This window comes from Paraburkholderia sp. RL17-337-BIB-A, from assembly GCF_046025895.1.
Lineage (GTDB): Bacteria > Pseudomonadota > Gammaproteobacteria > Burkholderiales > Burkholderiaceae > Paraburkholderia > Paraburkholderia fungorum_C.
In genome coordinates this window covers 3,750,673-3,776,629 of sequence record NZ_JARESY010000001.1, presented here as the reverse complement: position 1 = coordinate 3,776,629, position 25,957 = coordinate 3,750,673, and the positions used below count along the sequence as shown (strand labels likewise).

Here is a 25,957-nt window from a genome sequence, read left to right as displayed (position 1 = left end):
GCCGGCTAAGCTCGACTGAGGGGGATGACGTATTGCCCGATAGCCCAGATAAAGCCGACGAGCTCGCGCGCAATGGCGGTACAGACCTGGTTCTTGAGCTTGCCGCGTGCCATCAGGTTTCGAAAGCGTTGACACAGCCGCTTTTGCGCCGACCAGGCGATCTCCTGGACCTCCGGCGGTGTACGCTCGGCGCGCCGCTGCAGGATCGCGGTCTTTCGTGCGGCATGACGATAGGTCCACGCTGCTTCGATGAGTACCCGCCGGACATGGCCGTTGCCGGTCTTGGTGATGCCACCGCGGCGCTCGCGCTTGCCGCTGGAGTGTTCGCTGGGCACCAGGCCCAGACACGCCATCAGTTGGGGCGCGTTGGCAAACCGTGCGAGATCACCGAGTTCCGCGACCACCGTCACAGCCGCGAGCAGACTGATGCCGCGCAGCGCCATCAACGCCTCGATTACCGGCCAAACCGGGCTGGCGTGCGCGGCTGTCTCGACTTCGCGGTCGAGGCTGGCCACGCGCTGGCTACAGGCCTGCACCGTGTCGATATATTCCTGCAGCACGATCTGTTGCTCAGGCCGGGCGAACTTGATGCCTTCCAGCCAGCGCCAGTGCGCTTGCGTCCACCTGGAGCGGCCGTTGTAGCGATGACCATGGCGCGACAGGAACGACAACAGCCGTTGCTTGGCCTGGCGCTGCAGATGCTTCATGTCCTCACGCGCACGGGTTAGATCGCGCAGTGCCTCCTGGGCCTCATCCGGAATCCACACGGGGCTCAACTCGCCGGCGCGATGCAGGCGCGCCAGGCTTGGGGCATCGCGCCGGTCGGTCTTCACGCGCTCGCCCGGCTTCTTCGGAATCAGTGACGGCGCGATGACCTGACAGTCCTGCTTCAGCTCACGCAGTTGCCGGCAGATTGTGTAGCCGCACGGGCCGGCTTCGTAGCAGAACGCCAGCCGTCCCGTGCTCCGCTTGAGCTGTGCGACCAGCTTCGTGATGGCCTCCGGCGTGTTTACAATCTCGCCCATATACCGCACCTCGCCGGCCGTGTCGGCGACCGCCACGGCAATCGTTTCCTGATGTACATCCAGGCCCACGTACTTGCTAAACTTGTTCATGACCTGCCCCCTCAATGGCGGCTCTGAGCCGCGGCGTAACCCACCTCAAGCTTAATCCGCGTACCTTGAGGTGCGGCAGGTATAGGGTAGCCGCGCTTCCTCTCGGAAACGCGGCCCCCGAAGAACCGTACGTGCGAGCTTTCCCCGCATACGGCTCGAGCACAGCATGAAACGTCGCACTGACGCCGGTCTCGCCAGTTGCACGGGTCCTTCGCAAGCATCACGCTGTTGATTCGCCTCATCGCTGAGACGAAGAGCGCTGAACCGTAGTGTTACCGGTCTCTCACAAGCTTCCCCTCGATGAATCTCAAACGTGGACCTGCGACAGCTGCACCACGCGGAAGTCTGCACCCTTTCAGGTCGGGGCAAATCTTGAACCCCTATGTGACCCATTACAGGTCGCCGTTCGCTTGCTCCGCGTTCTCATATCCGCTCCCCCAACAGTTCCCCTCGCGAGTCACCTGCCATCGCTACAACATCCTCAGGCTATGGCGGAGAATCGGACTTACCGTGTTCCGCGTAAAAGACAAGAGCAGGTTAGGTTCCACCTATTCGCCGGCAATCCACTGTCCGTGTAGCCCCAGTATGGAAGGAGCTATCCGATTGCATGCCTTTTGGCTTAAGCCTCACAGCACCTTTGGCTTATTACATTTGACGACGTTTATCGGTGATTCGCTTTCACTAACCGTACTGCTCACCCTGGCACCTTATCCATCTGATGCTGATAGAAAGCATCTCGCCCTCACGGGGTCAATGCCGCACTCTCGTGCAGGTTACGTTGTCCCGGCGGCTTCATACCACCTCGTTACCGAGATCGCATGCGCCGGTAGGGTACGGCTGACGGAACAGCCGGTTCCTCTCTGGCACAGGCCAGCTGAAACAATCCTTTACGCGACCTCACGTCGCACCCATACATGATGTCTAGCGCAACAGCCCTTACACATAAACGGCGCACCTGGTTGCAAGTTGGCCGTTGGACATCGGAAGCCGCCGTTGACGTGGTGTCGGCTCCAACGGCTGTTGAGGTTCGCAGTATGCTGATTCCACGAGGCAGTGACCGGCCATGAAGCGTCATTCGCTTACTTACTGTAATTGCATGGGCATTCAAACGGCGACTCCGTTTCAAAAAGCGGCCGTCTCGACTGAGACTGTGAACGTATGTGCCATGTCGGTCGATCGTGAGACGAAGTCCGCGCTAACATCACTATGGCTCATAGGACGTGTGCGCTAGCGCACACAAGATGCCGGAGGCCTTAAAAGTCAGGTTGAAACTTTTGGGAAGTAGTCCATACTTCCAAACACCCTTCAGGCAGCCAGTCCGTCGTTCGAGGTAACGACAATACGGCGGACCCGAAACAGCCTGCTCTCTTTCCCACCGCCAGGGGAGTTCGCCATGATTTCCGCTCCATTCACGCGGCGCGCGTTCGTTAAAGGAACCGCGTCGGCAATCGCACTTGCATCACTCCCCAGGCTAGGCGTCGGAGCGACGCCCACCGTGATCAGGCTTGAGTGGCAAACGTTCAAGACGACGCCGCACTATGCATCGTATTTGAACGCGGTTCAAACGATGAAGGCCAATACCAATTCCGCCAAGCCCGCGTCCTGGCAGTACTGGGTCAACGTTCACCTCAATTATTGCCCTCACGATCTGCCGTATTTTCTGACGTGGCATCGCGGTTATATCTATTATTTCGAGCAGCAGTTGCGAACCGTATCCGGCGACAGCGGCCTGATTCTTCCCTACTGGGATTACTACACGTATCCCGTCATGCCGTCGGAATTCACGGATACTGCCAAGGGCAATCCGCTCTACGTTTCGCGAGTGAACACGAACGTCTATCAGGCGCTCTCTCTGAGTCCGTTCGGAACCAGCGTGACAAACTTTCAGCGTGGCCTGAGCAACGCATTCGAAACCTCGCTGGAGAGCGTGCCGCACGATGCGGTGCACGACATCATTGGCGGTTATATGGGCGACATTACGACGGCCCCGATAGATCCGATTTTCTATTTGCATCATTGCAACCTCGACCGCTTGTGGAACGCGTGGTCGCTGCGCTCGACGAGCAAGGTACCCGCGGCGAACAATAGTTACTGGAACGGTAGCTTCACATACGCAAACGGTCTGACAATGACGAAGTCCCGTACGCGCACGACGACGGGGCTGGGCTACGACTATGCCAACGACAAGATGCCCACCGTATTGCCGCCACAGGCGCGTGAAGGGAGGATTGTTCGTGTGCAAGGACAGACCATGCCGAATCAGACGCGCCCGGCAGTAGCCGCATTGACGACGACCCCGCCGCGCACCGTGTCCGCCACGCGCGAGTCGTTGGGGGGCGTGACGAGCGTGTCGCTAGGCACGAACTCCTTGAGCGCCGCCATTCCGCTTCAGTCAACCAGCACGAACACGCTGCAGAGTGTGCTCACGACTTCGCCTGCAGTGGGTCTGGGCAATTCGTCAGCGGCAACAACTGCGAGCCCACTGGCCGCGACCCGGGCCACGAAGTTCCCATACGTGAAGCTCGTTCTCGATGGCTTGGCCATTGCGCAGGCGGCCAAAGCCGGGGGGTTCTTCTACAACGTGTATATCAATTTGCCCGCTACCGGAGACGTGAATGCCGCAGGGGCGCCGCACTTCGTCGGCACGCTCGGCTCTTTCGAAATTTCGACCGCGGCACATCACGGCATGAACATGATGAGCTACGACGTGACCGATCTGCTGGCGCAGCAAGGTGTGACCAAACTGTCTCAGATCGTGGTTTCGTTCGTGCGTATCAATGCTGCCGGCTCGCCGAGCGGCAACGCGATCGCTATTCAGGAGATACGAATCGAGCTAGGCACGGATGCGCCATAGTGGATCGAGCGACGCGGCTACGATGGGTAGAGGACAACGACGCAGGTTGAAAGTCTCGAAGCGGCATACGCTCGAAGTCTCGCGGCGACTGGAGCGATCGTCATTTCGCGGTTTGAGAGACGCTCGTCTTCGGAATCGACATCAGCGGCGGCATGGGCGGCGGAATGATGTCTTCGGGGCGGCCCGCAGCGGTCGCGAATTCGCGGCTCAGGACATCGAGCGCGTAGTCGATGATAACGATCGGCAGGAGAACAAAGTCGCAATGTATAAAACAGATCGACATTGGACCGGAACCATGAAAAGTATGCGCGCCATGGACCCGTCAAAGCGTCGCCTTTGAACCAGTGCGTCGAACGCCTTTTTTGAACGAGATTCTTTTCCTGGTCGAGGTTGGCCTCGCCACGCCTCACACTTCACTGCGCTTCAAGAGGTAGGCGCGGCCGATTTGCCGGCCGACGTCCGTTGAACTGCGAAAGCAGACGGAGCCGTGGCGACGGCGAGAAGGGCAGTTCAGGGTCGCGTGCTGCCGATCGCAGCCTTTGGGAGTTCAGGCTGCGTATGCCCATTGCACGAGGCGGCATCCGGCCGATACTGTTGAAAAAGTCGGTGACTGTCGTTCTAACCCGGTTTTCATGGGTCGCTTTACCTTAGCCGATGCTCGCGAGCGGTTTGTGGGGCGATCTGAGAGGTCGAATTTTTCGCTTGCGGAGTTAGGGCGACGCGCTACGACTTTTTCAACAGTATCGGCCAAAACCCGTCATTCAGCATGAAGAAATACTTTGTCATAGGGCGTCCGGTTCACGTCGGATAACTGCCGTTCAAGAATGACCGGAAAACTTGCAATAGAGGTTGGCAGGCCAGACGGCCATGAGAGAATTCTTGCTCTTGCTCTTGCTCTTGCTCTTGCTCTTGCTCTTGCTCTTGCTCTTGCTCTTGTCCTCATCCTCATCGCCTCATGAAGATTCTCGAATACACAGGCCTCGACACCTCACGCGTCAAGGCCAGCTACGACAAGGTGTCCGCGGCCATCGCTCGCCACGACTTCCGTGCTGCCCAAGTCAAGAAGCTTGCCAATCTGAGCCACGGCAAGTTCTACCGGGCGAAGCTGGATGACGCCGACCGGCTGTTGTTCTCGCTGGTGCGCCACGGGGATGAAGTCTGCGCGCTGATGCTGGAAGTGATCGCCAATCACGCCTACGATAAGTCACGTTGCCTGCGCGGCGCGGCGATTGACGAGAGCAAAATTCCAGACATCAGCGCGGATGACGCCATCAGGGAGGCGCAAGCTCTATGTAGTGGTCAAGTTATTTCGGACAGGTAGATAGGGTCTTTTGCTGTCGGTTTCGCCTCGTAGGCAACGGGCGACAGATAGCCCAAAGTCGAATGCAAGCGTACGGCGTTGTAGAAACCGACGATGTACTGGTTGATGTCGCGCCGTGCTTCATCGTGGTTGGCGTACTGACGCTGCCATACGCGTTCCATCTTCAGATTCAGGAAGAACCGTTCCATCACCGCGTGTCCCAGCAATTTCCCTTGCGACTCATGCTGCAAACCACGTGATGCTGCTTCAGCAATGCCTGGTACTCGTCACTCGCGTACTGGCTGCCCCGGTCCGAATGCAGGACCAGTCCCGGCGCTGGTCGGCGCTGCTGTAGCGCCATGGTCAGTGCCGACACGACCAGTCCGGCCGGCATGGTGGGTGCCATGGACCAGCCGACCACCTTGCGTGAGTACAGGTCCAGTACGACTGCCAGATACAACCAGCCCTGCGCTGTGCGGAGTGGAGTGGAGTAAGAGGCAGAGCGTAGTCGAACTATCTCCCTGCCTCTCCTCCCCGAACCGGACTTGCGCCTCTCAGCGCATCCGGCTCTCCATTCAAGCGTTGCTCATAGCAAAGGCGACATCGGCGTGGCGCGACTCGATGGTGCTGCGTTTCTCATCGCGCAGGATGTACGGATTTTCGGACGGAGAACACGACCTGAATTGACCCTTGCGACTGGTAACAAGCCGCCGAAGCGCTACCGCCCCATACCACCCTCGACTGTTCTGGCCGTGCAGCACCCATGTTTTAGTCTGGCCCGGCTCTGGTGCCCGTATGTATTCGCGCATCAGCGACCGGCACCCGCGCCGATACCTGCGCGCAAGCCAGTAGCCGAATTTCCAGAAGACTGCGCGGTCCAATTTTCTGAACATGGTGGCCGTAAAGTCGGTGAATTGATAAAAGGCGGCCCAGCCGGCAAGCTGCCTATTCAGGCTTTCAATCAGGTCCATCCGGTTCATGCCATAGTTACCCGACAGTTGCTTGACGAGCCTCTCGACAAAGCCCCGATATTTCTCCCACGGAATCGTCGTCACAGGTCGCATGCGCCCGCGTGACCCACGCTTGCGGATGATTCGATGACCGAGGAAGACGAAGCCATCGTTCACATGCGTGATATGGGTCTTCTCCATATTCAGTGTGAGCTTCAGGTCGCCTTCGAGGAACTTGCGGCATGCGTCGCGTACTGCCTCGGCATGTCCGCGAGTACCCTTGACCACAATCACAAAGTCATCTGCATACCGACAGTAGGCAACAGCCGGTTTCCACTGCCGGTTTTCTCGTACAGTAATGGGGCGCTGTTTGAGAATGGCGAAGTTCCACGCCCACCGATCCTTCCGCACTTTCTTGCTCAGGTAATTCTTTTCCATCCACACATCGAACTCGTGCAACATGATGTTGGATACTGACGGGGGCATCAAATAGTGCGCGGTTGATCAAGCGGCATATCGAACATGTTTTTCCTTGAACAGGTTGCGAATCACGTGCGGCTCCTTTTGTCGACGATGCAGGTGGCTTCGGACGTCCCGGATCATTTCCTGTTTGCTGGCCGGACGGCTCTTGCCCAGCGCGTTGGTCTTCACGTCCTGATTCAGCTCGGGGCAGTAGCCCGGCAGTCGGATCAGACGCAGGCGATCGGCGTTTTCGGCGGCGAATTTCCTGACGGCGACAGATCGGTGGACCGGATGTCCGTCGACAATCAGATAGATCTTGCGGGTAGCCTGTTTGATCATGCGCTTCATGAACTCGATGAACGTCGCGTTCATGAACGTTCCCTCGAAGACCATGAAGCTCAGTTCGCCGCGGTTCGTGATCGCCGAGATCATGTTGCAGCCGAAGCGTTTTCCAGTCGCCCGCACCACCGGCGTCTCGCCCTTCAAGGCAAAGCTGGTCCCGCTGATGTGGTCGCTGCGCAAGCCCATTTCGTCGCCCCAGTAGATCGTCGCCTGTTCCTGCTTTGCCTCTTTCGCAATCTGCGGATAGTCTTCGTTGAGCCACCGATCGATCGCCGCGTCATTTCGCTCGTATGCTCGCCGCACCGGCTTCTGGGCACTCATGCCCCATGCCTTGAGATACCGGCCAGCCGTCCACTTCGATACCTTGGTACCGTACTCTCGCTCGATCAACTGCGCCGCCGATTCGCGGGTCCAGAGGTAGAACGGCAGCGCCAGTTGGTCCGGCATTCGCTCGACGATCAGCTTGCGGATTCGAACAGCTTGCGTATGCGTCAGGTGGCCGCTTCCCGGTCGGCGGCCGCGCTTGCCCTGCCTCAGCGCCCTCAAGCCGCCTTCTCGTGCCAGCCTCATCCAGTTGCCAACTGCGCGCAGGCTCACGCCATACGTTCGCGACGCTTCGACTCGTGTCATTCCGTCACGCACCGCCTGCACCACCATCTTCCTCAGGTGCGCCTGCGTTGCCTGATCCAGTTTTCGGGCATCAGTTTTCGTCTTCATACCCGTATAACGCGCAAGGCATTATTTGGTGCACCCGTCAGTAAGAGGGGTGAGATGACACCACCCTGAGGAACGCCTTCACTTGCGGCACGAAACAGATCACGATCAACGCAGCCCGCCTTGATGAACTTCCAGAGCAGGGCAAGGAAGCGCTGGTCGGCGATCCGCTTGCGGATTCCCTTCAGGAGCAGACGATGGTGAACGGTGTCGAAGTAGCTGGCGAGATCGCCCTCGATGACCCAGCGTCCGGAGACACTATGCTCGCCACCATCTTGCAACTGAAGCTTCACCGTGCGAATCGCGTGATGTACGCTGCGGGCCGGTCGAAAGCCATAGGAGGCCGCATGGAAATCACTCTCCCATATCGGTTCCATGACCATCAACATAGCCCGCTGCACGATCCGATCTCGCAGGCTCGGGACGGTCATCGCGAACTGCACAAGCGCTCAACGAGCATTTGGGTTGGGCTGAGATTCGTCACCCGTTCCATCCCCTCAGAGGTCAACGTTTTCCCGTTCTGAAGGAGCGCCGTGTCGCGGGCGTCGACACACTGCTCCTCGGTCATGTGGAACGCGGCAGCTTCAGCATTGCCCGCGAATGGACCGACTGGGGCGCACCCTTCGTCCAGGACGACGCCAGCATCACCGTGTGCCGATTCGATCTGGGCATGTTGCTGGAGCTGATCGACCTAGTCGACCAGCTTGCCGTTTCGTCCTCCAGGAAGTCATCCACCAAAGGAGCTTGATCAATGGATCGTCCTATCCTACTATCAGACCAGTCGTTAACGTGGTCCGCTTATGGAAGACACTCCATCATCCGCCTTACGCAGACGCCGCGCCCAATTGCTGAAGCAGATGCCGGCGTTGGAGACACTCCTGCGGGGCTCGCTCATCGAGCGCTACAAACGCTGCGGCAAACCTGGCTGCAAGTGCGCCGACGGTCCCGGTCATGGCCCCAAGTACTATCTGTCCGTGAGCTTTCCCGGGCGCCGACCGCAAATGGACTACGTGCCTCAGGCCGATTACGCCGACGTCACCGAACGCCTGGCGAACTATCACCGCGTCCGCGAGATCATCGAGGAGATCTGCGAGATCAACCGCGAACTCTTACGCCGCCGCGAGGCGCTCTGAGAGGCAGCCCTTCCAAGGTCTTTCTCAAGATGTTCCGCTGCGAGCAAGTTTGAGCAGGCGTGCCGTACTGTGATGAGCGCGCGCTACTGCGCCATCGACGTAGGGCGCGGATTTGCGGGTTTTGGGGCCACGCTTGCGGGTACGTACCTGAACCGGATCGACGTGGCGGGCCAGTTCGAGCAGTTTGCTGGCAATCGCGGCGGGCTCGGCATCGCTCCAGTGCGACCACTGCTGCGGCGGCAGCGCGATGAGCATGCCCTCATACTGGCCACGAATGTGCTGTGCGAGGTAATACGTGGAGATGTCCGGTGGCGACCCGCCCGCGTCACCGAGCGGAGCATGTGCGGTTTCGATGCTACGCTTGAGCATGGCCAGCACGTTGTAGGCCAGCACTGCGACAGTTAAGCCGAGCAGCGCGGCGCGCGGATGGCCCAAGGTGCGAATTTCGCTGTGCAGTACCGACTCGAGCCGCTGGAACATCCCTTCGATACGCCAGCGCTTGCGGTACAGCCGGGCAATCTCGTGTGCGCTCACTGCGGCAGGCAGATTGCTCCACAGCAGGATCACGGTGTCGCCCGCATCGGTCGGCTTGTCCAACTGCAGTTCGATACGCCGCCAGCCCTTCAGCCCGGACTTCAGATCAATTCGTTGCTCACGCACCCGCCCGGTCTCGATACGCGCACCGGCCACCCATGGACCACAGCCGGCAAGCGGCGGGCCGTTGCGGCCGTGTTCGCGCACGATGAAGCAGGCCTGCGCCTGGTGCCAGCCCTGCAGGATGGTACTGGTGCAGAAGTTCCGGTCAGCGAGCCACAATTCGCCCGCGCCGGCACATTCAATCAGCGGGGTCATGGCCGAGCGCTCTTGCGCATGCGCGTCCTCGATGGCGATCAGATCGGTGACCAGACCCAGATCCGGCTCGTAGACCACCAGCGCGTGCCCCGGCAACGCTGCGCCACGCTGCTCGCGCAACGCCGCCAGCCGTTTCTCGCTGGGCGCCAGATGATTGCCGTCGAGTACACGCAAACGCCAGCCGGGCAGGCTGGGCGCATATGGCCATGTCGCAACGACCGGCTCCAGACGTTGGGCGCTCCCCTGTACCAAGGCGCGAAGGATCGCGGGTTCGGTACGGTTGACTATCGCGCGTCAATCAAGATGAGAACAGCGCGTCAATCAGGATGAGAACTGGCGTGGCGGCAGCGGTGGAGGGCGTAGCCCGGAAACCGCTGCCGCCACGCCGCGCCGAACAGTCCCCGTCGTCGGGGAGCCTTGTCGGTGGTCGCGGTGGATCGGGTATGAAGGAACCTTCCATTTCACGGGAGGCTACGGTGCCCGGGCGTCACGTCAACGACCACCAGATGAGGCTCTATATGAAGTACAGAAGCAAGGAACAACCGACCAGGGCAGGCGCACGCGCCGGGTTCAGCGCCGCCACTGCCTATCGCATCGAACAGGACCCAAGACCGCCATCGAGGCGCCACGCACGCGTCGCCGTGCTGATCCCCTGGCAGCAATCTTTGACGCCGAGATCGTCCCGCTGCTCCAGTCCGCTCCCGGCATCCGGCCCGTGGCCGTACTGGACGAGATGCTTCGGCGCCATCCAGACCTCCCGGGCAACGTGCGTCGCACGCTCGAGCGGCGTATTCGCGACTGGCGGGCACTCCATGGCGAGGAGCGTGACGTCATGTTCCGCCAGGTGCACGAGCCCGGTCGCCTCGGATTGTCCGACTTCACCGAGATGGACAGCCTGGGCGTCACCGTGGCGGGTGTCGCGCTGGACCACCGTCTGTATCATTTCCGGCTGGCCTGCTCGGGCTTTGAGCACGCTCACGTCATCCTCGGCGGCGAGAGCTATGTCGCGCTGGCCGAAGGGCTGCAGAACGCGTTGTGGGTGCTCGGTGGCGCACCGCGCGAGCACCGCAGCGACAGCCTGTCGGCGGCGTTCCGCAATCTCGAACGCGAAGCGCGACGATCTCACCACGCGTTACGAAGCGCTCTGTGCTCACTACGGAATGCAGCCTACGCGCAACAACCGCGGCGTTGCCCATGAGAACGGCTCCATCGAGAGCCCTCACGGCCACCTCAAGAACGCGGTGCGTGATGCGTTGCTTTTGCGCGGCAGTAAAGACTTCGACGACCTCGATACCTATCGCCGCTTCATCGACGAGCACGTCTGTCGCATCAACGCGCGCAATGGCAAGCGCATTGAGGCCGAGCGCCCGCAGCTTCAGCCACTGCCGCCGCAGCGCACGACGGACTACGAGCAAACGCGTGTGTACGTCAGCTCCACCGGCGGCTTTGTCCTGCGCAAGGTGTTCTATACCGTCCCGTCCCGGCTGATCGGTCATCGACTGCGCGTGCGGCTGTATGACGACCGGCTGGAACTGTTCCTGGGCAGCACCGCCCTGATGACGCTGCAGCGCGGCCGTCCGGGTCCCAGTGGCAAGCACGGCCACGTCGTCAACTACACATCATCCACGCGCTGCGCCGCAAGCCCATGGCGCTGCTCAACCTGGTCTACCGCGATCAGGTCTTTCCGCGTGAGGCCTATCGATTGACCTTCGAACGCCTGTGCGAGCAACTGCCTGAGCGTGCGGCATGCAAGACCATGGTTGAACTGCTCAGCCTGGCCCACGAGCGCAACTGCGAGGCACAACTGGCGCAGGCACTCGAGCAGTGCCTGGCCGACGGGCAACTGCCCGATCTGCACGCGCTGAGTTCCCGTTTCGAAGCGAAACCCGCGAGCCTGCCGCAGGTGAACGTCCAGCTGCCTTCGTTGCGCGACTACGAGGCCCTGCTTGGCCTGCAAATGGAGGTGGCAGCATGAATCACGAATTCGACGCCACCCGCCTGTCGCTGCTGCTCAACGATTTGCGGCTGCCCGCCATCAAGCAGATCTGGTCGAGCTTTGCCGAGCGTTCCGACACGGAAGGCTGGCCCGCGGCGCGCCTGCTCATGGCGCTGGCCGAACACGAGATCGCCGAGCGCGATCGACGTCGCATCGAACGTCACCTCAGGGACGCCAGGCTGCTGCCGGGCAAGACGCTGGAGAACTTCGATTTCGACGCGGTGCCGATGGTGTCGAGAGCGCACGTCTCGGCGCTTTGCGCTGGCGACGGCTGGCTGCGCAACGGCGCCAACCTGATTCTTCTGGGGCCGTCCGGAGGCGGCAAGTCGCACTTGTCGTCGGCCATTGGACTGAGCCTGCTGGAGAACGGCTGGAAGGTCCTGTTCGCCCGTACCACCGATCTCGTGCAGCGGTTGCAGGTCGCACGCCGCGAGCTGTCGCTGGAGTCCGCCATCAACCGGCTGGATCGATTCGATCTCCTTATTCTGGACGACTTTGCATACGTCAGCAAGGATCAGGCCGAGACGTCGGTGCTGTTCGAGCTCATCAGCGCCAGGTATGAGCACCGCTCTCTTTTGCTAACTGCAAATCAACCATTTGGCGAATGGGACCGTATCTTCCCCGACCGGGCCATGACGGTAGCCGCCGTCGACCGGCTGGTCCATCACTCCACGATCTTTGAACTGAACGTCGAAAGCTACCGTAGGCGTACCGCCCTCGAGCGCAAGCAGCAGGGACCGGGACGCCCGGCCAGTATCGCGACACCAAACAACGTCGGCGTGCCGCCGCGCCCGGAGGATCAGCAATGAAGCACAACGCACATCTGCAGCTCGTAACGCGTGACGATACATCCGACAGTTCGACGACGAAGCCCATCGCACGCACGGCCGCACAACGGCAACGCGCATACCGCTTACGCCGCAAACGGGCCGTTATAGACGCCATTGGTGAGGAAGCCTGCGCGTCACGCGTTACGATGCTGGCCCTGCTCGGCGAAGGCTTGGCGGCATTGGATAACAGCGACACTTCGACAAGGCTCATTGAGAGCAAACGCCACTGCGTAAGGCGTGTGCTCCAGGCCATCGTCACGCGTTACGCAATCGATCTCACCGACTGACGCGCTGTTCTCATCCTGATTGTCGCGCGGCACAGAATGCCTGCAGCGTAACGCGTTGCGCTGCAGGCTCTGCCCGGCGACGGCTTGGCGGCATTGGACGCCGGCGACATTCCACGATGCTCATCGAGATCAAACGCGACAGCGTAAAGCGTGTGCTCCAGGCCATCGCCACGCATTACGCAATCGTCCTCACCGGCTCGGGCGCCGTTCTCATCCTGATTGTCGCGCGGCACACGCGCGCCAGCGTCAATCAAAAACTGCGCGTCAATCAATAAACGCTTGTCAGCGCCAATCAACATCGGCATCATCAACCCCGCCGCGACATTCTCATCCTGATTGTCGCGCGTCTCTCATCCAGATTGTCGCGCCACAGTTGACCTTATCGTACAGCGCTGCCAGCGACACCGGCAGGTGCTTGGCCTTCGTCGCCGCGGCGTACAGCGACGGGCTCAGTCCCAGAGACACCAGCGTCATCAGTTCCGCCACCGTCGAGAACAGCAGTTCCCTCGGATATTGCCGTTGCCGGTGCGCGGCAAACACCTCGTCAATCCACTGCGACGTCATAGCTCCCTCAAGCGCCACGCGTGCCATTACGCTCACCGGGGCTTCCCGCTCGAAATGCTTCATCACCTCTTCAAACATCGTTTTACGCCCGTCGTCCTTGAACAGATCGCCAGGTTACCAGGTTCACCGGACAAAGACCTTGAAAGGGCTGGCTCTGAGAGGCGGCGGTGAGCCAGTCGTCGCTGTCACTCACCCAATCCGTCGATCCTCACCTGGCCGGCGTACTCATCGCCAACATGCTCGAGGCCTGGATCACCGCCGGACCCGCGCTGGAACCGACCGAGGAGGCCGTCGATGAACAGCAAGATCACCTCGCAACATCACAGCAAGCCGGCGTACATCTATATTCGCCAGTCGACGCTGGCCCAGGTGCGACACCATCAGGAGAGCACCGAGCGTCAGTATGCGTTGAAGGACAAAGCACTGGCGCTGGGCTGGCCAGAGACCGCGATCCGCACGCTGGACCGCGACCTCGGTCAGTCGGGGGCGCAGATGACGGGCCGCGAGGACTTCAAGACGCTGGTGGCGGATGTCTCGATGGGGCAAGTGGGCGCAGTGTTTGCACTGGAAGTGTCGCGACTGGCGCGCTCAAACCTGGACTGGCATCGCCTGCTCGAACTGTGTGCGCTCACTCATACCCTGGTGATCGACGCCGATGGTTGCTACGACCCGGGCGACTTCAACGACGGCCTGCTTCTCGGTCTCAAAGGAACGATGGCGCAGGCCGAACTGCACTTCTTGCGCGGCCGCCTCCAGGGCGGCAAGCTGAACAAGGCCCAGAAGGGTGAGTTGCGCTTTCCGCTGCCTGTCGGATTGTGCTATACCGATGACGGCCGCATCGTCCTGGATCCCGATGACGAGGTTCGCGGCGCCGTGCAACTGGCATTTCGTCTGTTTCAGGAGACCGGCAGCGCATACGCGGTCGTCAAGCGTTTTGCTGAAGATGGCCTGCGCTTTCCAAAGCGGGCCTATGGAGGCGCCTGGGCAGGCCGACTCATTTGGGGGCGCCTGAGCCACGAACGCGTACTCGGTCTGATCAGGAATCCTTCCTATGCAGGAGTCTATGTGTTTGGACGGTACCAATATCGTCAGCGCATCACCCCACAAGGAGAGGTTCATAAGCGCGTGCAGCCGGTACCCAAGGCGGACTGGCGCGTCCATCTGCCCGACCATCACGAAGGATATATCACTCCGGAGGACTTCGAACGCAACCAGGCACGCCTGGCGCGCAATCGGACCAACGGCGAAGGTACCGTGCTCAGCGGTGCGGCACGTGAAGGGTTGGCACTGCTTCAGGGGATGCCGATATGCGGCCGCTGTGGCCGGGCGCTGACCGTGCGGTACCAGGGTAACGGTGGCCTTTATCCACAGTACCTGTGTAGTGCGCGTCGCCGCGATGGTCTGGCGACCACCGATTGCATGAGCATGCGCAGCGATCTCCTTGACAACGCGATTGGCGAGGCTGTACTCACCGCCCTACAGCCTGCCGAACTCAAGCTCGCCGTCACTGCCCTGAACGAACTCGAACAGCGCGATCGCGCCATCATGCGTCAGTGGCACATGCGCATTGAACGCGCCGAGTATGAGGTCGCACTCGCTGAACGGCGCTACCAGGAATGTGACCCGGCCAACCGTCTGGTCGCGGGCACCCTCGAGCGGCGCTGGAACGACGCGATGATTCGCCTCGAAGCAATCAAGACCGAAGCCAACCAATTCCAGAGCCAGAAGGCACGCGTCGCCACGTCCGAACAGAAGGCCCAGGTCCTCGCGCTGGCGCGCAATCTGCCGCGTCTCTGGCGCGCGCCAACGACATCAGCGAAGGATCGCAAGCGCATGTTGCGACTACTCATCCGGGACATCACGGTCGAGAAAGTATCTGCCGCGAGACAAGCCGTGCTGCACATCCGCTGGCAGGGCAGCGCGTGTACTGACATCACCGTGGACCTGCCAAAGCCAGCTGCCGACGCGATGCGTTACCCCGCCGCGTTCGTCGAGCGGGTGCGCGTACTATCGCAGCATCTGCCTGACCGGCAAATCGTTGCACACCTCAATCAGGAAGGGCTGCGCAGCGCCTCTGGCAAATCGTTCACGCTTGAAATGGTCAAATGGATCCGTTACCGGTATGAAATTGAAGCAACCTGCTTCAAGCGGCCGGACGAGCTCACGGTACAGCAGCTTGCCCATCGACTGACAGTCAGTCCACACGTCGTGTATTACTGGGTCGAGCGTCAAGTGGTCCAGGCCCGCAAGCTCGACGGGCGGGGGCCGTGGTGGATCACGCTGGATCCCGCCAAGGAGCAGCAACTGCGGGATTGGGTACGCACTTCAGGGCATCTGCAGCGGCAACATTCCAACACTCAACTGTGAGAGGTGCATTATGAAATCACCGTCGGAATGCCGAGTGGCCTGAGCTTGCCATTCGCTTTCGGTATATACACGCGTCGCGCGGGCAACGGGCTATACGAGCCCGTCAACAGCTCTTCGCGTATCGTTGCCAGTCTTGATGGAGATGAGCTTCCATCATTCGCCTGTCAACCCCGTCCACGCCCGGCGTGCGGGCTCTGCTGGATGCCAGCGTAATACGAGCCGCTTCACTCAGCCAATCCCGGTCGGCAATCAGTCTCAGGAGTCGATCGAACTTGCGCTCTTTGTTCTCCGTTGACCATGTCGCCAGTTTGCTTTGCATTTCACTGATTATCAAAGGTCTTCACCTCATTGCGGTCAGTTAATTAACCCAGCAAATCCACTTACTCATAGGTCAGAAACATAGCGGACAGATGGGTGCCTGAAGAAGGAGCGCACGAGAGTTGGGTCTCGTCCAATTTGAGCAAGCTGCTCGTGAATTCGCGGACCCAGCTTTTCGCCTTTTCGCAACGGGCGTCGCGCAACGCCGGTGCGCTTGACGTGACTCCACACCAGTTCGTCCGGATTGAGGTCTGGTGCATAACCCGGCAGGAAGTGCAAGGTCAGCTTGCCCTGGGTGCTTGCGACGTAGTCCTTGACGACAGCTTTCTTATGCGCCGGCAATCCGTCGACAATCAGATGAACAGCCTTCCTGCGATTGAACATTAACTTCCTGAGCAGCGTCACGAACAACTCACCGCTGAGCCCACCTTCGTAAGTTGCAAACCAGAACGCCCCTTTTGAGTTGACGGCGGACGCCGCGCTCATGCTTTGCCTCTGGCCGGGGCGTTCAACGACTGGCGTTTCGCCGCGTTGCGCCCAGGTCCTGCCGTGCACCGAGTCGGCCCGAAAGCCGGATTCGTCCCAGAAGAAGATGTCGGCACTTTCCTCGCGAGCCTGTCTGACAATGGCCGGATACGTGTCACGCTGCCAGCGCTCGATTGCGTCCGGATCTCGCTGGTAAGCACGCTGCAACGGCTTTTGCGGCGTCAGGTTTAAGCGCGCGAGCATCGCGCCAATCGACGCAAGGCTCAACGTGACACCGAAATCCCGCTGCACCAGTTCGCGAACCAGGTTGCGCGTCCACAGGCCGAAGTCAAATCCATACTGCATTGGATTCTTGCCATTGATCCAGCGCAGTACCTGTCGTTCCTGTGCTTGCGTAAGCTTACGAGGGCGGCCCGTGCCTTTGGTCGAGAGCAGCACACGCACCCCACGACCGCGACCGCGCGCCTGAGCCCGGATCTTGTATGCCCAGGAGCGATGCATTCCAAACGAGGCTGCAACATCGTGGATAACGTCAACTACGAAGTCCGCTCGTGTTGCCTCACGGAAGGATGTTACTCCGGGGTAATCGTCGCCTCCAGGTTGTTCTGCCATGGACTGGACCGGTAACCCGTTTTGATGGCGCCATGAACTGATGTCCAGGAGTTATCCACGGCCGGTCGGCGGGTCGCCTGTTACGACCACGGCGCCGGCCGGCGGTGGGTAACTCCGGCTCGTCATCACGCGGGTTGCTCCCTCCTTCATTTCCGGCGCGCCAGCGCCGCCCGGATTCACTCGGGCTCCACGCAACCCAGCAACGAATCCGGGTGTTCAGTGTTGCTGGCCCTGCGTAGCGGCGCCAGCTTCCACTGCGCCGGGCTCGCCCAGGATCCGGGTTACCAGTTCCCTGGCACGATTCGATCGCCATGCTTTCACGCGCCGCTGCAGGGTGCGAAGCTGGGCGCTCGAGTACATCATCGGTGCCATCCCGATCAGGCGGTTCTGCAACTGTTTCGCCGTGATGCCAGACTCCGTTTCCAGCCACTGCTCTATCCTGGGCCAGGTGTGCTCGAACGGATCCGGGCGCGTGCGCCAGTCATGGGGAACCCTGGCCTTCCTGTGATGGGTCGGGCGCACCTCGCCGGCCTGCCAGGCTGTGCCCAGGCTTGCCAGGAAGTCCGCCATCGGTACCTCGTCGTTCGGTCCGGCGCCGGTTGCGGCGCTGCCCGTAGCCGGGCATTCGGCCACCCGCCGCTGGGCCTCACGCATGCGGCGTAAAAGGTCAACCGGATCGAGCGCACGAAACTGTTCGCGCAGGCCCTGTTTGGTGGCCTCCGGCACCGAGGCCGCACGCAGGACTCGCTCGAGCGGCGTCAGGGGCGCTTCATAGTGCTTCGTGACCCGCGCCCCGTGGCGGGTCTTCGACTTCAGCTTGAACGACGGCTGGAAATAGTTGATGTACAGCCGCGAGACCCGGTACAGCGACGCCAGCGTTTCCGTGTCTTCCAGGCCCCGCAGCTTGCCATAGCCCACCAGCCGCCGCACGATCGAACCGTTCTTCTGCTCGACCCAGGCCTGGTCGTTCTTCTTGTAGGGACGCGAGCGGGTCAGTTCGATACGCGCGTTCTTGCAGAAGTCGAACACGGCTTCGTTCATGAAGGCGGTGTCGTTATCGCTGTCGAGGCCGCGCAGGGGAAATGGCAGTGCGCTACGGACGCGCTCGATGTGCTCAATGACGAACGCATGGTTGCGGAACGGCATCGCCAGACATTCGGTCCAGCCAGTCGCGATGTCGGTCATCACCAGGCTGTGCACAAAGTCACCATCGATCTTGGTGCCGCCGCAATGCTCGACGAAGTCGATCTCCAGATAGCCGGGCAGCGGATCGTTCCAGTCGGCAAAGGTCCGGACCGGGACCGCGCGGCGGATCGCATTCCCCACGCCTCCGGCACGCCTGCGTTGCCCTCCGAAGGCCTGTTCACGAACATCCCTGAGCAACCGGTCGATCGTGGCCGCGCTGATGCCGGCGAGCCTCTCACGCAGGGCGTCGGTCAGCGACAGATAACCGTGCCCGGTCATCGACTCGATCAACGTCGGAATCACCGCCTTCAGCCGCTTGCCGCAGATCCGGTCGGCCGCTTCCCACAGCGTGATCAGCGCTGCACGAACCTCATCATCGTAGCGCCGCTGTGGGCCGGGCTTCGCCTTCGGTGGCCGGGTCTCACGGCACAGCACGCGGATCGCATGCTTGCGGTGATAACCCGTCAGTTTGAGAAACTCATCCAGGATCTGGCGCTTGCCGTCCCGGCTGGCACGCTGGTATCGCTCTCCGACTGCCTCAATCAGTTCCCGTCGTGTCGTCATGCTGAGCTGCCTCGTCATAAGTCGCCCCCGCCAGCCATCTGACAGGTAGCAAATTACATGAGGCAACGACCCCGGCCTGGTAACAAATAACCTGAGTCAATGCGCCGGCCATCATAGTTGTCGCGCTGGCGGACTTCATAAGTGTCGCGCACCAAACATCGCCTGGATGTTCTCCCTCAGCCATGCGTTGAACTGCCAGGATGCGCATCTCCTCCAGCGTGTTGTGAGCCAGGCTCCGGCCATCTCGTTTCATGAGCGATCCTGTCAGTAGCCCTCGCTCAAGCATAGACCATATGTCCGCTAAATTCCTGACTTATGAGTAAACTGCCTCCCTTCGCCATGTAGCCGGCTTTCCCGACCTCGGACTACTACGGAGGCTCCGCCAGCCTGCACGTCATCGGGGGCACACTCCCTTGGCATCCGTGCAGGCCTTCCCCAGTTCACATGCTGGACTCAATGCATGGGCGAGGCTGCCTGTCGCAGTCTTTATCCTTGCTTGCCGCAAGTCGTCGCGAACACCACGGTCTAGCTGCGCACTCCCCGTGATTCCCTGCCGACCAGCATACATATCCAGTCAGCGCTCGTGCCGCCGGGCCATACGTGTGACCGGCCACAGTTCGCGTCCTGCCCGTAAAGCGGTGTGGGCAGGGGTGACATTTCAACCCTTAGATGCGGTTTAACAGGTTCGTGTTCCTAAACCGTCCCATGCTCAGCCTGGAGGCTCATCTTGGCGTAACCGCTTCGCCGCAAGCCCCGTTTCCCACGGACTACGTCACCTTGCCAGTGTCGGCAAGTCACCGCCGCTTCGGCTCACTTCCTCTCGCAGCAGAGGAAGGGCATACCCCGGTACTGCAACTTCAACACCTCCGGAGTCCTGCATTCCAAACATGCTCAAGCAGCTTCACCCCCAAACGGGCGGGCTACGCTGGCTGGGCGTACTATACGTGATGTCTGAAACCCACGCGCGATTGGGCTCGGCCACATCAAACTGCCGATCGAGCACGTTCTCCGCCACCGGTAGCGTATGCCTGCTGTCGGTCGTCGAGACGAACTTGCGCTTCCAGTTCGTGCGCAGGCCCGCCTGGCGCATCAGCGTACGCACCCGGTAACGACCAATCTTCAGCCCTTGCTCCCGCAGCGCATGCATCACGCGCCGGCTACCATAGCTCGCGCCACTGGCGGCAAATGCTGCCTTGACGTGAGTCTGCTCCTGCAGGCTCCTTGCGCTCGGCCTGGCACGCCGGTGCGCGTAGTAGCCAGAGCGGCTCACCTGCAAAACCCGGCAGGCGTGACTGACCGATACGGCCTCCTGTTGCAAGTGAGTTACCACGCGGTAAGTCACTTCAGTTCCCGTGCAAAGAAGGCCGACGCTTTCCTGAGAAACTCCCCTGAGTCAGCTCGCTTTGGCCTGAAGGACATAGCCCAGGACTCGGCCCGGCGCGTGAGGTTGTTCAGGACCCGCTGCCGGTAACGTTCCTCATAATAGGCTGCGCGTGGATCGACATAGTCCATGCCGTAGCGCAGCGTGTTGTAGAAGAGCGCCGCGATCTTGCGTGCGGTGGCAGTGACGGCCTTCGCCTTCCGATGCGGGCTGACAGGCGTCGATAGAAGCCGCCCAGAGCGGTGTCGGTCTTGCCGACCGTGACGGCGGTGAGCCGCAACGCGGCAGCGGCCTTGCTGGAGGAGCGGCGCGTTTTCGAAGACAGGATCTTGCCGCCCGAGATCTTGTTGCCAGGTGCGAGGCACAGCCATGACGTGAAGTGCTTCACGCTCGGCCAGCGGGACATGTCGTTGCCGCATTCGGCAATGAGCTTGAGCGCCACGTAGGGTCCCAGGCCGTGAATCTGCGTCAGGTCGACGCCGAGCATCCCGTACAGCGCAGCACGCACGTCGAATGAGAAGTCGTTTGACTGCTTGCGTCGATGTCGCGCTGCTGGCAGTGGCGCGGCGACGGGTTCGATGCCGGCCTGCAACTGCCTGAGCGCGATTTCGATCCGCTGATCGCATTGCGTCACCTGGGTCTGGTAGAAGTCGTACAGGGCCACGGCCTGGGTGAGCTCGAACACGTGTTCGGGCTCGATGGAGGCCTTGCAACGTCTGTCGCGATGCTGTGCGAGGACATCGGTATCGCGCTCGCAGCAACGATCGCCCGGATGATCTTCATACCGGTGACGCCTGTGATGTCCTGAACGACGTGATGCAACTGTACATTCATCTGCATCATTGCCTTCTGCATATGCTGGATATGGGACGCCGCATATTCCAGCAGGCGCTCCCGCTGCCGCAGATAGGATCGTAGCGTGGCCACGTCCTGTCGGGGGCGGAAGCTGGCGCGCAGCAGTCCGTACCGGTGCAGCTTCTGCAGCCACTGGGCGTCGTTCACGTCGCTCTTGCGTCCGGGCACGCTCTTCGCCTCGCGGGCGTTGACCAGCAATACCTCGAAACCATAAGACTCAAGGATTTCGAACACCGGAAGCCAGTAACTCCCGGTCGACTCCATCACGACAGTCGTGACCTTGACCTGCCTGAGCCACCTGGCAAGTTCGTGAAGATCGGCGGTAAAGCTGCGGAACGAACGCACTGGCTCCTCGACGCATTCGGGTCCAACTGCGACCACGTGAAACTGTGCGCCGACATCGATGCCTGCGGCGTGTGGATTGACAACGGACATATCGGTGCGGCGACCGACGGTTCGCCTCAGTTTGGGCTGTGCCATGTCTGGCCCTCCTGGTCATGGAAGTGCCAAAGGGCGGGACTGCGGTATCAATCACTTTCCTGAACGGGATCACCTCACGGTGTCACCAATGCCAGGGCCGGAGCGCCAAAACCCGTTTACAAGCAATGAGTTACAGCAACGAGTTGTAAGCTTGGCGGAAAAAGCGTTTACTTCTGGTTTTTCAGAGTAGCGCAAATGAGCCCGGGAAAACATCTGATCAGTCTGCTGTCGGCAATAGAAGATCCCCGCGTCGTTGGACGAACGTGGCACAAGTTGATCGACGTTCTGTCGATTGCGCTGTTCTCTGTGCTGGCCGGCGCACAAGGGTGGGACGAGATGGAAGAATGGGGGCTTGCCAACGAAGCGAGGCTTCGGCAATACCTCGAATTGCCCCATGGCATCCCGGGGCACGACACCATCCGACGGATCTTCGAGGTGCTCGATCCGAAGCAACTGGATGCGTGCCTGCTGAATTGGGTAGGCGAGGTGTGTCCGGATCTTCATTCGGTCATCGCAATCGACGGCAAGAGTGTGCGTGGTTCGGGCACGCACGCCAGGGGTGTGCGTGCCTTGCATAGCGTGACGGCCTACGCGAGTCTAAGTGGGCTGGTGCTGGCGCAGCAGCGCTGCGAGGAGAAGTCAAACGAGATCACTGCCATTGAAGCTCTGCTGCCCGTCCTGTCGCTCAAGGGCAGCCTGGTAACCATAGACGCCATCGGCACTCAGGTGGCCATCGCCCAGAAGATCACTGAGCGTGGTGGCGACTATCTGCTGGTTGCGAAGGATAACCAGCCCGGTCTGGCTCAGGCCGTTGAAGACTATATGCGAATCGGCAAAGCCCACGATTGGGCGCACATGAATCCATCGATCTTTGAGACGCTGGATAAAGGGCATGGTCGCCTTGAAACCCGTCACTGTGTCGCAGTGGCAGCGCCGGACTATCTCAGCGAACTGGACCGCTGGCCCAGGCTTAAGAGCCTGGTGCGCATTGAGCGGACACGCGAGATCGCGGGCCAGGTCAGCTCGCAGACGCAGTACCTGATCAGCTCCGCAGCACCCGACGCCAAATACCTACTTGAGGCGAGCCGCATGCACTGGGCCATCGAGAATGGTTTGCATCATTGCCTTGACGTGACCTTCCGCGAGGACGCCAGCACCGTGCGCTTGCGCAATGCGACGGCCAATTTCGCCACCTTGCGCCGCATCACTTTGAATTTGCTGCGCATGCGGCCCGAATCCGGTAAGAAAAAGCGCAGCGTGGCCGCACGTCGCAAGGTCGCCGGCTGGAATCCCGACTACTTATTCGAGTTACTCCAGCTCACGCGACTTCCCAGAATTTGATGCTCCGGCCCTGTCACCAATGCCGGGGCCGCATCAGTCCCTGGACCATGTTTTTTAACGGGATCAGTCACCAGTAAGCGGACGGCCGCTCCCTTCAGCGTGGCCAGTGTAGGACTTTCCCGGAGTTTCTGCTCCTTGGGGAGGGCATGGCCCTTTGGATGTTTTTTAACAGCATGTTGTCCTCGCGCAATTGCCGGTTCTCTGCTTCGCGTTGCCGGATGCGCTGCTGTTCCGCCGTCAGCGGCTCGCCCTCGCCGGGACCGCCAGCACGTTCCGCATCGTACTGCGCTACCCAGCGCCGCAGGGCTGTATCAACCAAGTCCATCGACCGGCAGACTTCGCCGACCGATAAGCCCTGGTCTCGAACCATCCGTACCACTTCCAGCTTGAAGCTGGCGTCAAATTGTCGGCGCCTTCTTGTCATCTATCGTTTTTCCTCATCGATTCAGGATTGTCCTCCTATCGACCTGTCCGAGGAAATTAGACCACTACAAAGGCCACGCAGCCAGATCAAAGGAAAGCGACTTACATCCCAACATACTCCACCGGCACGGTCGAATTCCCCTTAGCAACAGAAGCATTATTCGACACCACATAAACTGGCGACTCGGTCAAATTAAGCGTCAGCGAACCATTACTATAATTCGCACTAGTCGCATTCCCCATCATATCGACCACCTTCACGGTGCCGCTCGTACCCGGAGCATCCACCGCAAGGCTATACGGCGCGCTATAAGTCGAGCTGAACCCAACACTAGCATCCCACACGCTATTGTTGTGCGCCCACAAGGCGGTGATCACCGCACCATTGCCCACCTGCTGGAACGCATACGCGTAGATACCGGTCGGCGTACCATTCACCGCTCCGAGCGTGGTGGTGCCGTCGAGCGTGTGCGTCATCGCGCTGATCGCCATGGCAACCGGCTTCGGACTAATGTTCGTCGCGCCAAATGCCCCCTGCGCGTCAATCAGATCGAAGAACGTACCGTAGCCGACCTCGCCCGGATAGTCCGCCCCATAGAACACGTAGGTCTGATCCGCGCCTTCGCCGAGCGTGATGATGTGCATGCGCGCCGCGACCGCCGCCTGTGCATACAGCACGTTCGCGCTCGGATAGTTCGGCCCGTACGAGCTGCCAAGGTCATAGCTGATGCCCGCTTCCGTCGAGAACAGATGCATGCCCGGGCGGTAATCGGCGGCCATTTCCGCGCGCAGATCACGCATCTGGCCGCGCAGCGATCCTTCGGCGGTCGACGGGTCGCTGTCATAGCGCTCCGGCGGATGCGACGGCGAAGTACCCGCGTCGTAGTAACCGTGCGTCGCGACGGCGTCGATGTATTGGCCGAAGCCGAGCGGCGCGAGGCGCTTCAGACGCGTCGTGGTCAGGCTCGGGAACGCATCGGTCGGGCCCATCACCACTGCGTGCGGATCAGTCGAGTGGATGCCTTGATAGACGGACTGATACAGCGCCACGAAGTTGGCGTCCGTGTCGGTCCAGAACTCATTCGGTTCCCACGTCACCTGATAGTAGTTCGCCGACTGGGTCGGGAAGTACGCCGCGCGAATCGCGTTCGATTCCGTGCCGACGCGGCTCATGTAGCTCTGGTAATACGAGAGGCTGGTCGGCGCGCTCGTGTCGTCCTGGAACGCACCGGTGCTGCTCGCCCACGCGGGAATGCCGTCGAGACGGATCAGACGCATCACGTTGCCGCTCTTGTAGAACGGATCGAGATTGTTGGCCGAAGGATTGAAGGTGTTCGCTGCGTTCGGTTCCATCGTCGAAAGCTGGCGGTCGTCGATCGTCGACGAAATACCCAGTGCGGCGAGCAGCGGACCGTTGTCGTTCGCGCCCTGCATGCCGAAGCGGTGCTGTTCCTGACGCGCGTAGTTGACCGCGGGAATGACGCCGGACAGGTTCGGTGTCACGCCGAAGGTCGCGATGCCCACCGGACGCGTGCCGGCTTGCGGCAACTGGCCACCATTCTGGGCGAGCGTGCCCGTCGCGGCGAAATAGCCGGCGAGCGTCGAGGTGCAATTCAACGTGATGGTCTTCGAGCCACTCGGGACGGCGGTGCTGCCGCTCGCCGCGACCCTGCCAATGGTGTCCATGACGGCCCATTTCAGCGTGTCGGCGCTCGGCACGTTAGTGGTGAAAGCGAGCTGGAACGTGCTGCCGGCGGCGAAGATACGTGTGCCGTCCGCGCTCGGCGTGTCGGCGGAAAGGGTGGCGCTGCCGGAACCCGCCGAGACGGCCGGCGATGCGCAGCTCAGTGCCGCGACGGTGTTACCCGCGCCGTTCACCGTGGCGGCACCGCCGGTGCTGCTGTTTCCCGCGGCAGCCGAGTTCGGCGCCGCGGCGGCGCTTCCGTTGGCCTGGGTTGCTGCGTTGCTGCTGGTGCTATCACCGCCGCCGCCGCCACCGCCGCAGGCTGCAAGTGCCAGGGAAAGTGTCGAGAGTAGGAGTAGTTGCGATTTCATCAATCTTTAACCAATGCGTTAGCGGAACATTCGTTCGCCTCTTCGCGCGAAGCGCGTTCGGAGACGGAGCGAACATCCGGGTTCAATTGCAGGCCAGCCGAAGCCATTGCGTCGGTACTGGCCCTCGTGTGCGCATAACGGGTCCATTGCGCGAAAGTGATGGCTTCCCGGGGTTCGGCCGCAAACGCATTCCTTTGCAGAGAAATTCATGTCATACGAATCCGCGCCGCTCGTCATGGCGGATTTGGCGGAATCGGACGACCAGGGAAGGTACGACGAAAACAACCACGGTCTTACGGACAGTGCAATTCACATCGCAGTACTCGAACTTTCAGCACTGATCAATGAATTTTTTACTGTTCTGTAAGCAGGGAAAGCTCTAACGGGAATAATCGACCGTCACCATACGGCATTAGCATATTTAAAAGAAGTAACGAGTCGTTACATATGAACAATAAGCCAGTACTAATTGCATTGATCTAACGAAAGAA

The 25,957-nt window shown here is 60.7% G+C and carries 22 protein-coding genes and 5 pseudogenes; 12 read left to right on the top strand and 15 right to left on the bottom strand.

Annotated features, from left to right (window positions below; translation table 11 throughout):
* Positions 1-5 precede the first annotated feature (5 nt).
* Complete coding sequence (locus P0D84_RS16925; protein ID WP_408338170.1) at positions 6-1,115, bottom strand: IS110 family RNA-guided transposase; 1,110 nt, start codon at positions 1,113-1,115, stop codon at positions 6-8.
* A 1,393-nt stretch (positions 1,116-2,508) separates the two neighbouring features.
* Here P0D84_RS16925 and P0D84_RS16920 point away from each other — a divergent pair.
* Entirely contained in the window at positions 2,509-3,969 is a 1,461-nt protein-coding gene (locus tag P0D84_RS16920; protein WP_408338168.1) for a tyrosinase family protein, read from the top strand.
* A 100-nt stretch (positions 3,970-4,069) separates the two neighbouring features.
* Here P0D84_RS16920 and P0D84_RS16915 read toward each other — a convergent pair whose 3' ends face one another.
* Positions 4,070-4,252: a hypothetical protein gene (locus P0D84_RS16915; RefSeq protein ID WP_408338166.1), complete on the bottom strand. Its 183-nt coding sequence runs from the start codon at positions 4,250-4,252 to the stop codon at positions 4,070-4,072.
* Between the two features lie 672 nt (positions 4,253-4,924).
* Between P0D84_RS16915 and P0D84_RS16910 the strand changes: the two genes are divergently transcribed.
* Positions 4,925-5,290 (top strand): hypothetical protein, encoded by a 366-nt coding sequence (locus P0D84_RS16910; protein ID WP_408338164.1) that lies wholly within the window; start codon positions 4,925-4,927, stop codon positions 5,288-5,290.
* Here P0D84_RS16910 and P0D84_RS16905 read toward each other — a convergent pair.
* The 4 genes and pseudogenes from P0D84_RS16905 to P0D84_RS16890 all read right to left on the bottom strand — a co-directional run.
* Positions 5,269-5,756: pseudogene (locus tag P0D84_RS16905) on the bottom strand (IS3 family transposase); the annotation flags it as partial. The gene P0D84_RS16910 and the pseudogene P0D84_RS16905 overlap by 22 nt on opposite strands.
* A gap of 88 nt (positions 5,757-5,844) precedes the next feature.
* A complete protein-coding gene (locus P0D84_RS16900; protein WP_408338162.1) occupies positions 5,845-6,657 on the bottom strand; it encodes a group II intron maturase-specific domain-containing protein in 813 nt (270 codons plus the stop codon).
* A gap of 66 nt (positions 6,658-6,723) precedes the next feature.
* Positions 6,724-7,740: an IS630 family transposase gene (locus P0D84_RS16895; protein WP_408338160.1), complete on the bottom strand. Its 1,017-nt coding sequence runs from the start codon at positions 7,738-7,740 to the stop codon at positions 6,724-6,726.
* On the bottom strand, positions 7,737-8,168 hold the full coding sequence (locus P0D84_RS16890) for a reverse transcriptase domain-containing protein (protein WP_459252206.1): 432 nt from the start codon (positions 8,166-8,168) through the stop codon (positions 7,737-7,739). The genes P0D84_RS16895 and P0D84_RS16890 overlap by 4 nt, the downstream gene beginning before the upstream one ends.
* A gap of 29 nt (positions 8,169-8,197) precedes the next feature.
* Here P0D84_RS16890 and P0D84_RS16885 point away from each other — a divergent pair, with 29 nt between their 5' ends.
* Positions 8,198-8,485 (top strand): Y4bD/Y4pK family protein, encoded by a 288-nt coding sequence (locus tag P0D84_RS16885; RefSeq protein ID WP_408337079.1) that lies wholly within the window; start codon positions 8,198-8,200, stop codon positions 8,483-8,485.
* A 52-nt stretch (positions 8,486-8,537) separates the two neighbouring features.
* Positions 8,538-8,870, top strand: coding sequence for a DUF6788 family protein (locus tag P0D84_RS16880; RefSeq protein WP_408337077.1), 333 nt, complete (start codon positions 8,538-8,540; stop codon positions 8,868-8,870).
* Positions 8,871-8,894: 24 nt separating this feature from the next.
* On the opposite strand, the pseudogene P0D84_RS16875 reads toward P0D84_RS16880, so the two are convergent.
* Positions 8,895-10,007: pseudogene (locus tag P0D84_RS16875) on the bottom strand (transposase); the annotation flags it as partial.
* 191 nt (positions 10,008-10,198) lie between these two features.
* On the opposite strand from P0D84_RS16875, the pseudogene istA reads away from it, so the two are divergent.
* The 4 genes and pseudogenes from istA to P0D84_RS16855 all read left to right on the top strand — a co-directional run bounded on the left by istA (position 10,199) and on the right by P0D84_RS16855 (position 13,110).
* Positions 10,199-11,697: pseudogene (istA, locus tag P0D84_RS16870) on the top strand (IS21 family transposase).
* Complete coding sequence (gene istB, locus P0D84_RS16865; RefSeq protein ID WP_115531504.1) at positions 11,694-12,527, top strand: IS21-like element helper ATPase IstB; 834 nt, start codon at positions 11,694-11,696, stop codon at positions 12,525-12,527. The pseudogene istA and the gene istB overlap by 4 nt, the downstream one beginning before the upstream one ends.
* Positions 12,524-12,835, top strand: a complete 312-nt coding sequence (locus P0D84_RS16860) for a hypothetical protein (RefSeq protein ID WP_096509064.1) — start codon at positions 12,524-12,526, stop codon at positions 12,833-12,835. The genes istB and P0D84_RS16860 overlap by 4 nt, the downstream gene beginning before the upstream one ends.
* 116 nt (positions 12,836-12,951) lie before the next feature.
* Positions 12,952-13,110: a hypothetical protein gene (locus P0D84_RS16855; protein ID WP_162826291.1), complete on the top strand. Its 159-nt coding sequence runs from the start codon at positions 12,952-12,954 to the stop codon at positions 13,108-13,110.
* Between the two features lie 97 nt (positions 13,111-13,207).
* Here the strand turns inward: P0D84_RS16855 and P0D84_RS16850 are convergent.
* Positions 13,208-13,426, bottom strand: a pseudogene (locus tag P0D84_RS16850) (IS4 family transposase); the annotation flags it as partial.
* Positions 13,427-13,693: 267 nt separating this feature from the next.
* On the opposite strand from P0D84_RS16850, the gene P0D84_RS16845 reads away from it, so the two are divergent.
* Positions 13,694-15,766: a recombinase family protein gene (locus P0D84_RS16845; protein ID WP_408337075.1), complete on the top strand. Its 2,073-nt coding sequence runs from the start codon at positions 13,694-13,696 to the stop codon at positions 15,764-15,766.
* A 384-nt stretch (positions 15,767-16,150) separates the two neighbouring features.
* Here P0D84_RS16845 and P0D84_RS16835 read toward each other — a convergent pair.
* The 5 genes and pseudogenes from P0D84_RS16835 to P0D84_RS16815 form a co-directional block, all read right to left on the bottom strand.
* A pseudogene (locus tag P0D84_RS16835) lies at positions 16,151-17,089 on the bottom strand (IS630 family transposase); the annotation flags it as partial.
* Between the two features lie 309 nt (positions 17,090-17,398).
* A complete protein-coding gene (locus P0D84_RS16830) occupies positions 17,399-18,931 on the bottom strand; it encodes a transposase family protein (RefSeq protein ID WP_408338158.1) in 1,533 nt (510 codons plus the stop codon).
* A gap of 901 nt (positions 18,932-19,832) precedes the next feature.
* Positions 19,833-20,273: an IS3 family transposase gene (locus P0D84_RS16825; protein WP_408338156.1), complete on the bottom strand. Its 441-nt coding sequence runs from the start codon at positions 20,271-20,273 to the stop codon at positions 19,833-19,835.
* Between the two features lie 109 nt (positions 20,274-20,382).
* Complete coding sequence (locus P0D84_RS16820; protein ID WP_408338154.1) at positions 20,383-20,997, bottom strand: transposase; 615 nt, start codon at positions 20,995-20,997, stop codon at positions 20,383-20,385.
* Positions 20,943-21,647, bottom strand: a complete 705-nt coding sequence (locus P0D84_RS16815; protein WP_408338152.1) for an IS110 family RNA-guided transposase — start codon at positions 21,645-21,647, stop codon at positions 20,943-20,945. The genes P0D84_RS16820 and P0D84_RS16815 overlap by 55 nt, the downstream gene beginning before the upstream one ends.
* 195 nt (positions 21,648-21,842) lie before the next feature.
* On the opposite strand from P0D84_RS16815, the gene P0D84_RS16810 reads away from it, so the two are divergent.
* Positions 21,843-22,988 carry an ISAs1 family transposase gene (locus P0D84_RS16810; protein ID WP_408331415.1) on the top strand — a complete coding sequence of 382 codons (1,146 nt, stop codon included), beginning with the start codon at positions 21,843-21,845 and terminating at the stop codon, positions 22,986-22,988.
* 94 nt (positions 22,989-23,082) lie between these two features.
* Here P0D84_RS16810 and P0D84_RS16805 read toward each other — a convergent pair whose 3' ends face one another.
* Both P0D84_RS16805 and P0D84_RS16800 read right to left on the bottom strand, forming a co-directional pair.
* On the bottom strand, positions 23,083-23,412 hold the full coding sequence (locus tag P0D84_RS16805) for a transposase (protein WP_408338150.1): 330 nt from the start codon (positions 23,410-23,412) through the stop codon (positions 23,083-23,085).
* A 101-nt stretch (positions 23,413-23,513) separates the two neighbouring features.
* Complete coding sequence (locus P0D84_RS16800; protein ID WP_408339868.1) at positions 23,514-25,097, bottom strand: hypothetical protein; 1,584 nt, start codon at positions 25,095-25,097, stop codon at positions 23,514-23,516.
* Here P0D84_RS16800 and P0D84_RS16795 point away from each other — a divergent pair.
* On the top strand, positions 25,018-25,476 hold the full coding sequence (locus tag P0D84_RS16795; RefSeq protein ID WP_408339940.1) for a hypothetical protein: 459 nt from the start codon (positions 25,018-25,020) through the stop codon (positions 25,474-25,476). The genes P0D84_RS16800 and P0D84_RS16795 overlap by 80 nt on opposite strands.
* A 198-nt stretch (positions 25,477-25,674) precedes the next feature.
* Positions 25,675-25,833 carry a hypothetical protein gene (locus tag P0D84_RS16790; protein WP_408338148.1) on the top strand — a complete coding sequence of 53 codons (159 nt, stop codon included), beginning with the start codon at positions 25,675-25,677 and terminating at the stop codon, positions 25,831-25,833.
* Positions 25,834-25,957: the final 124 nt, after the last annotated feature.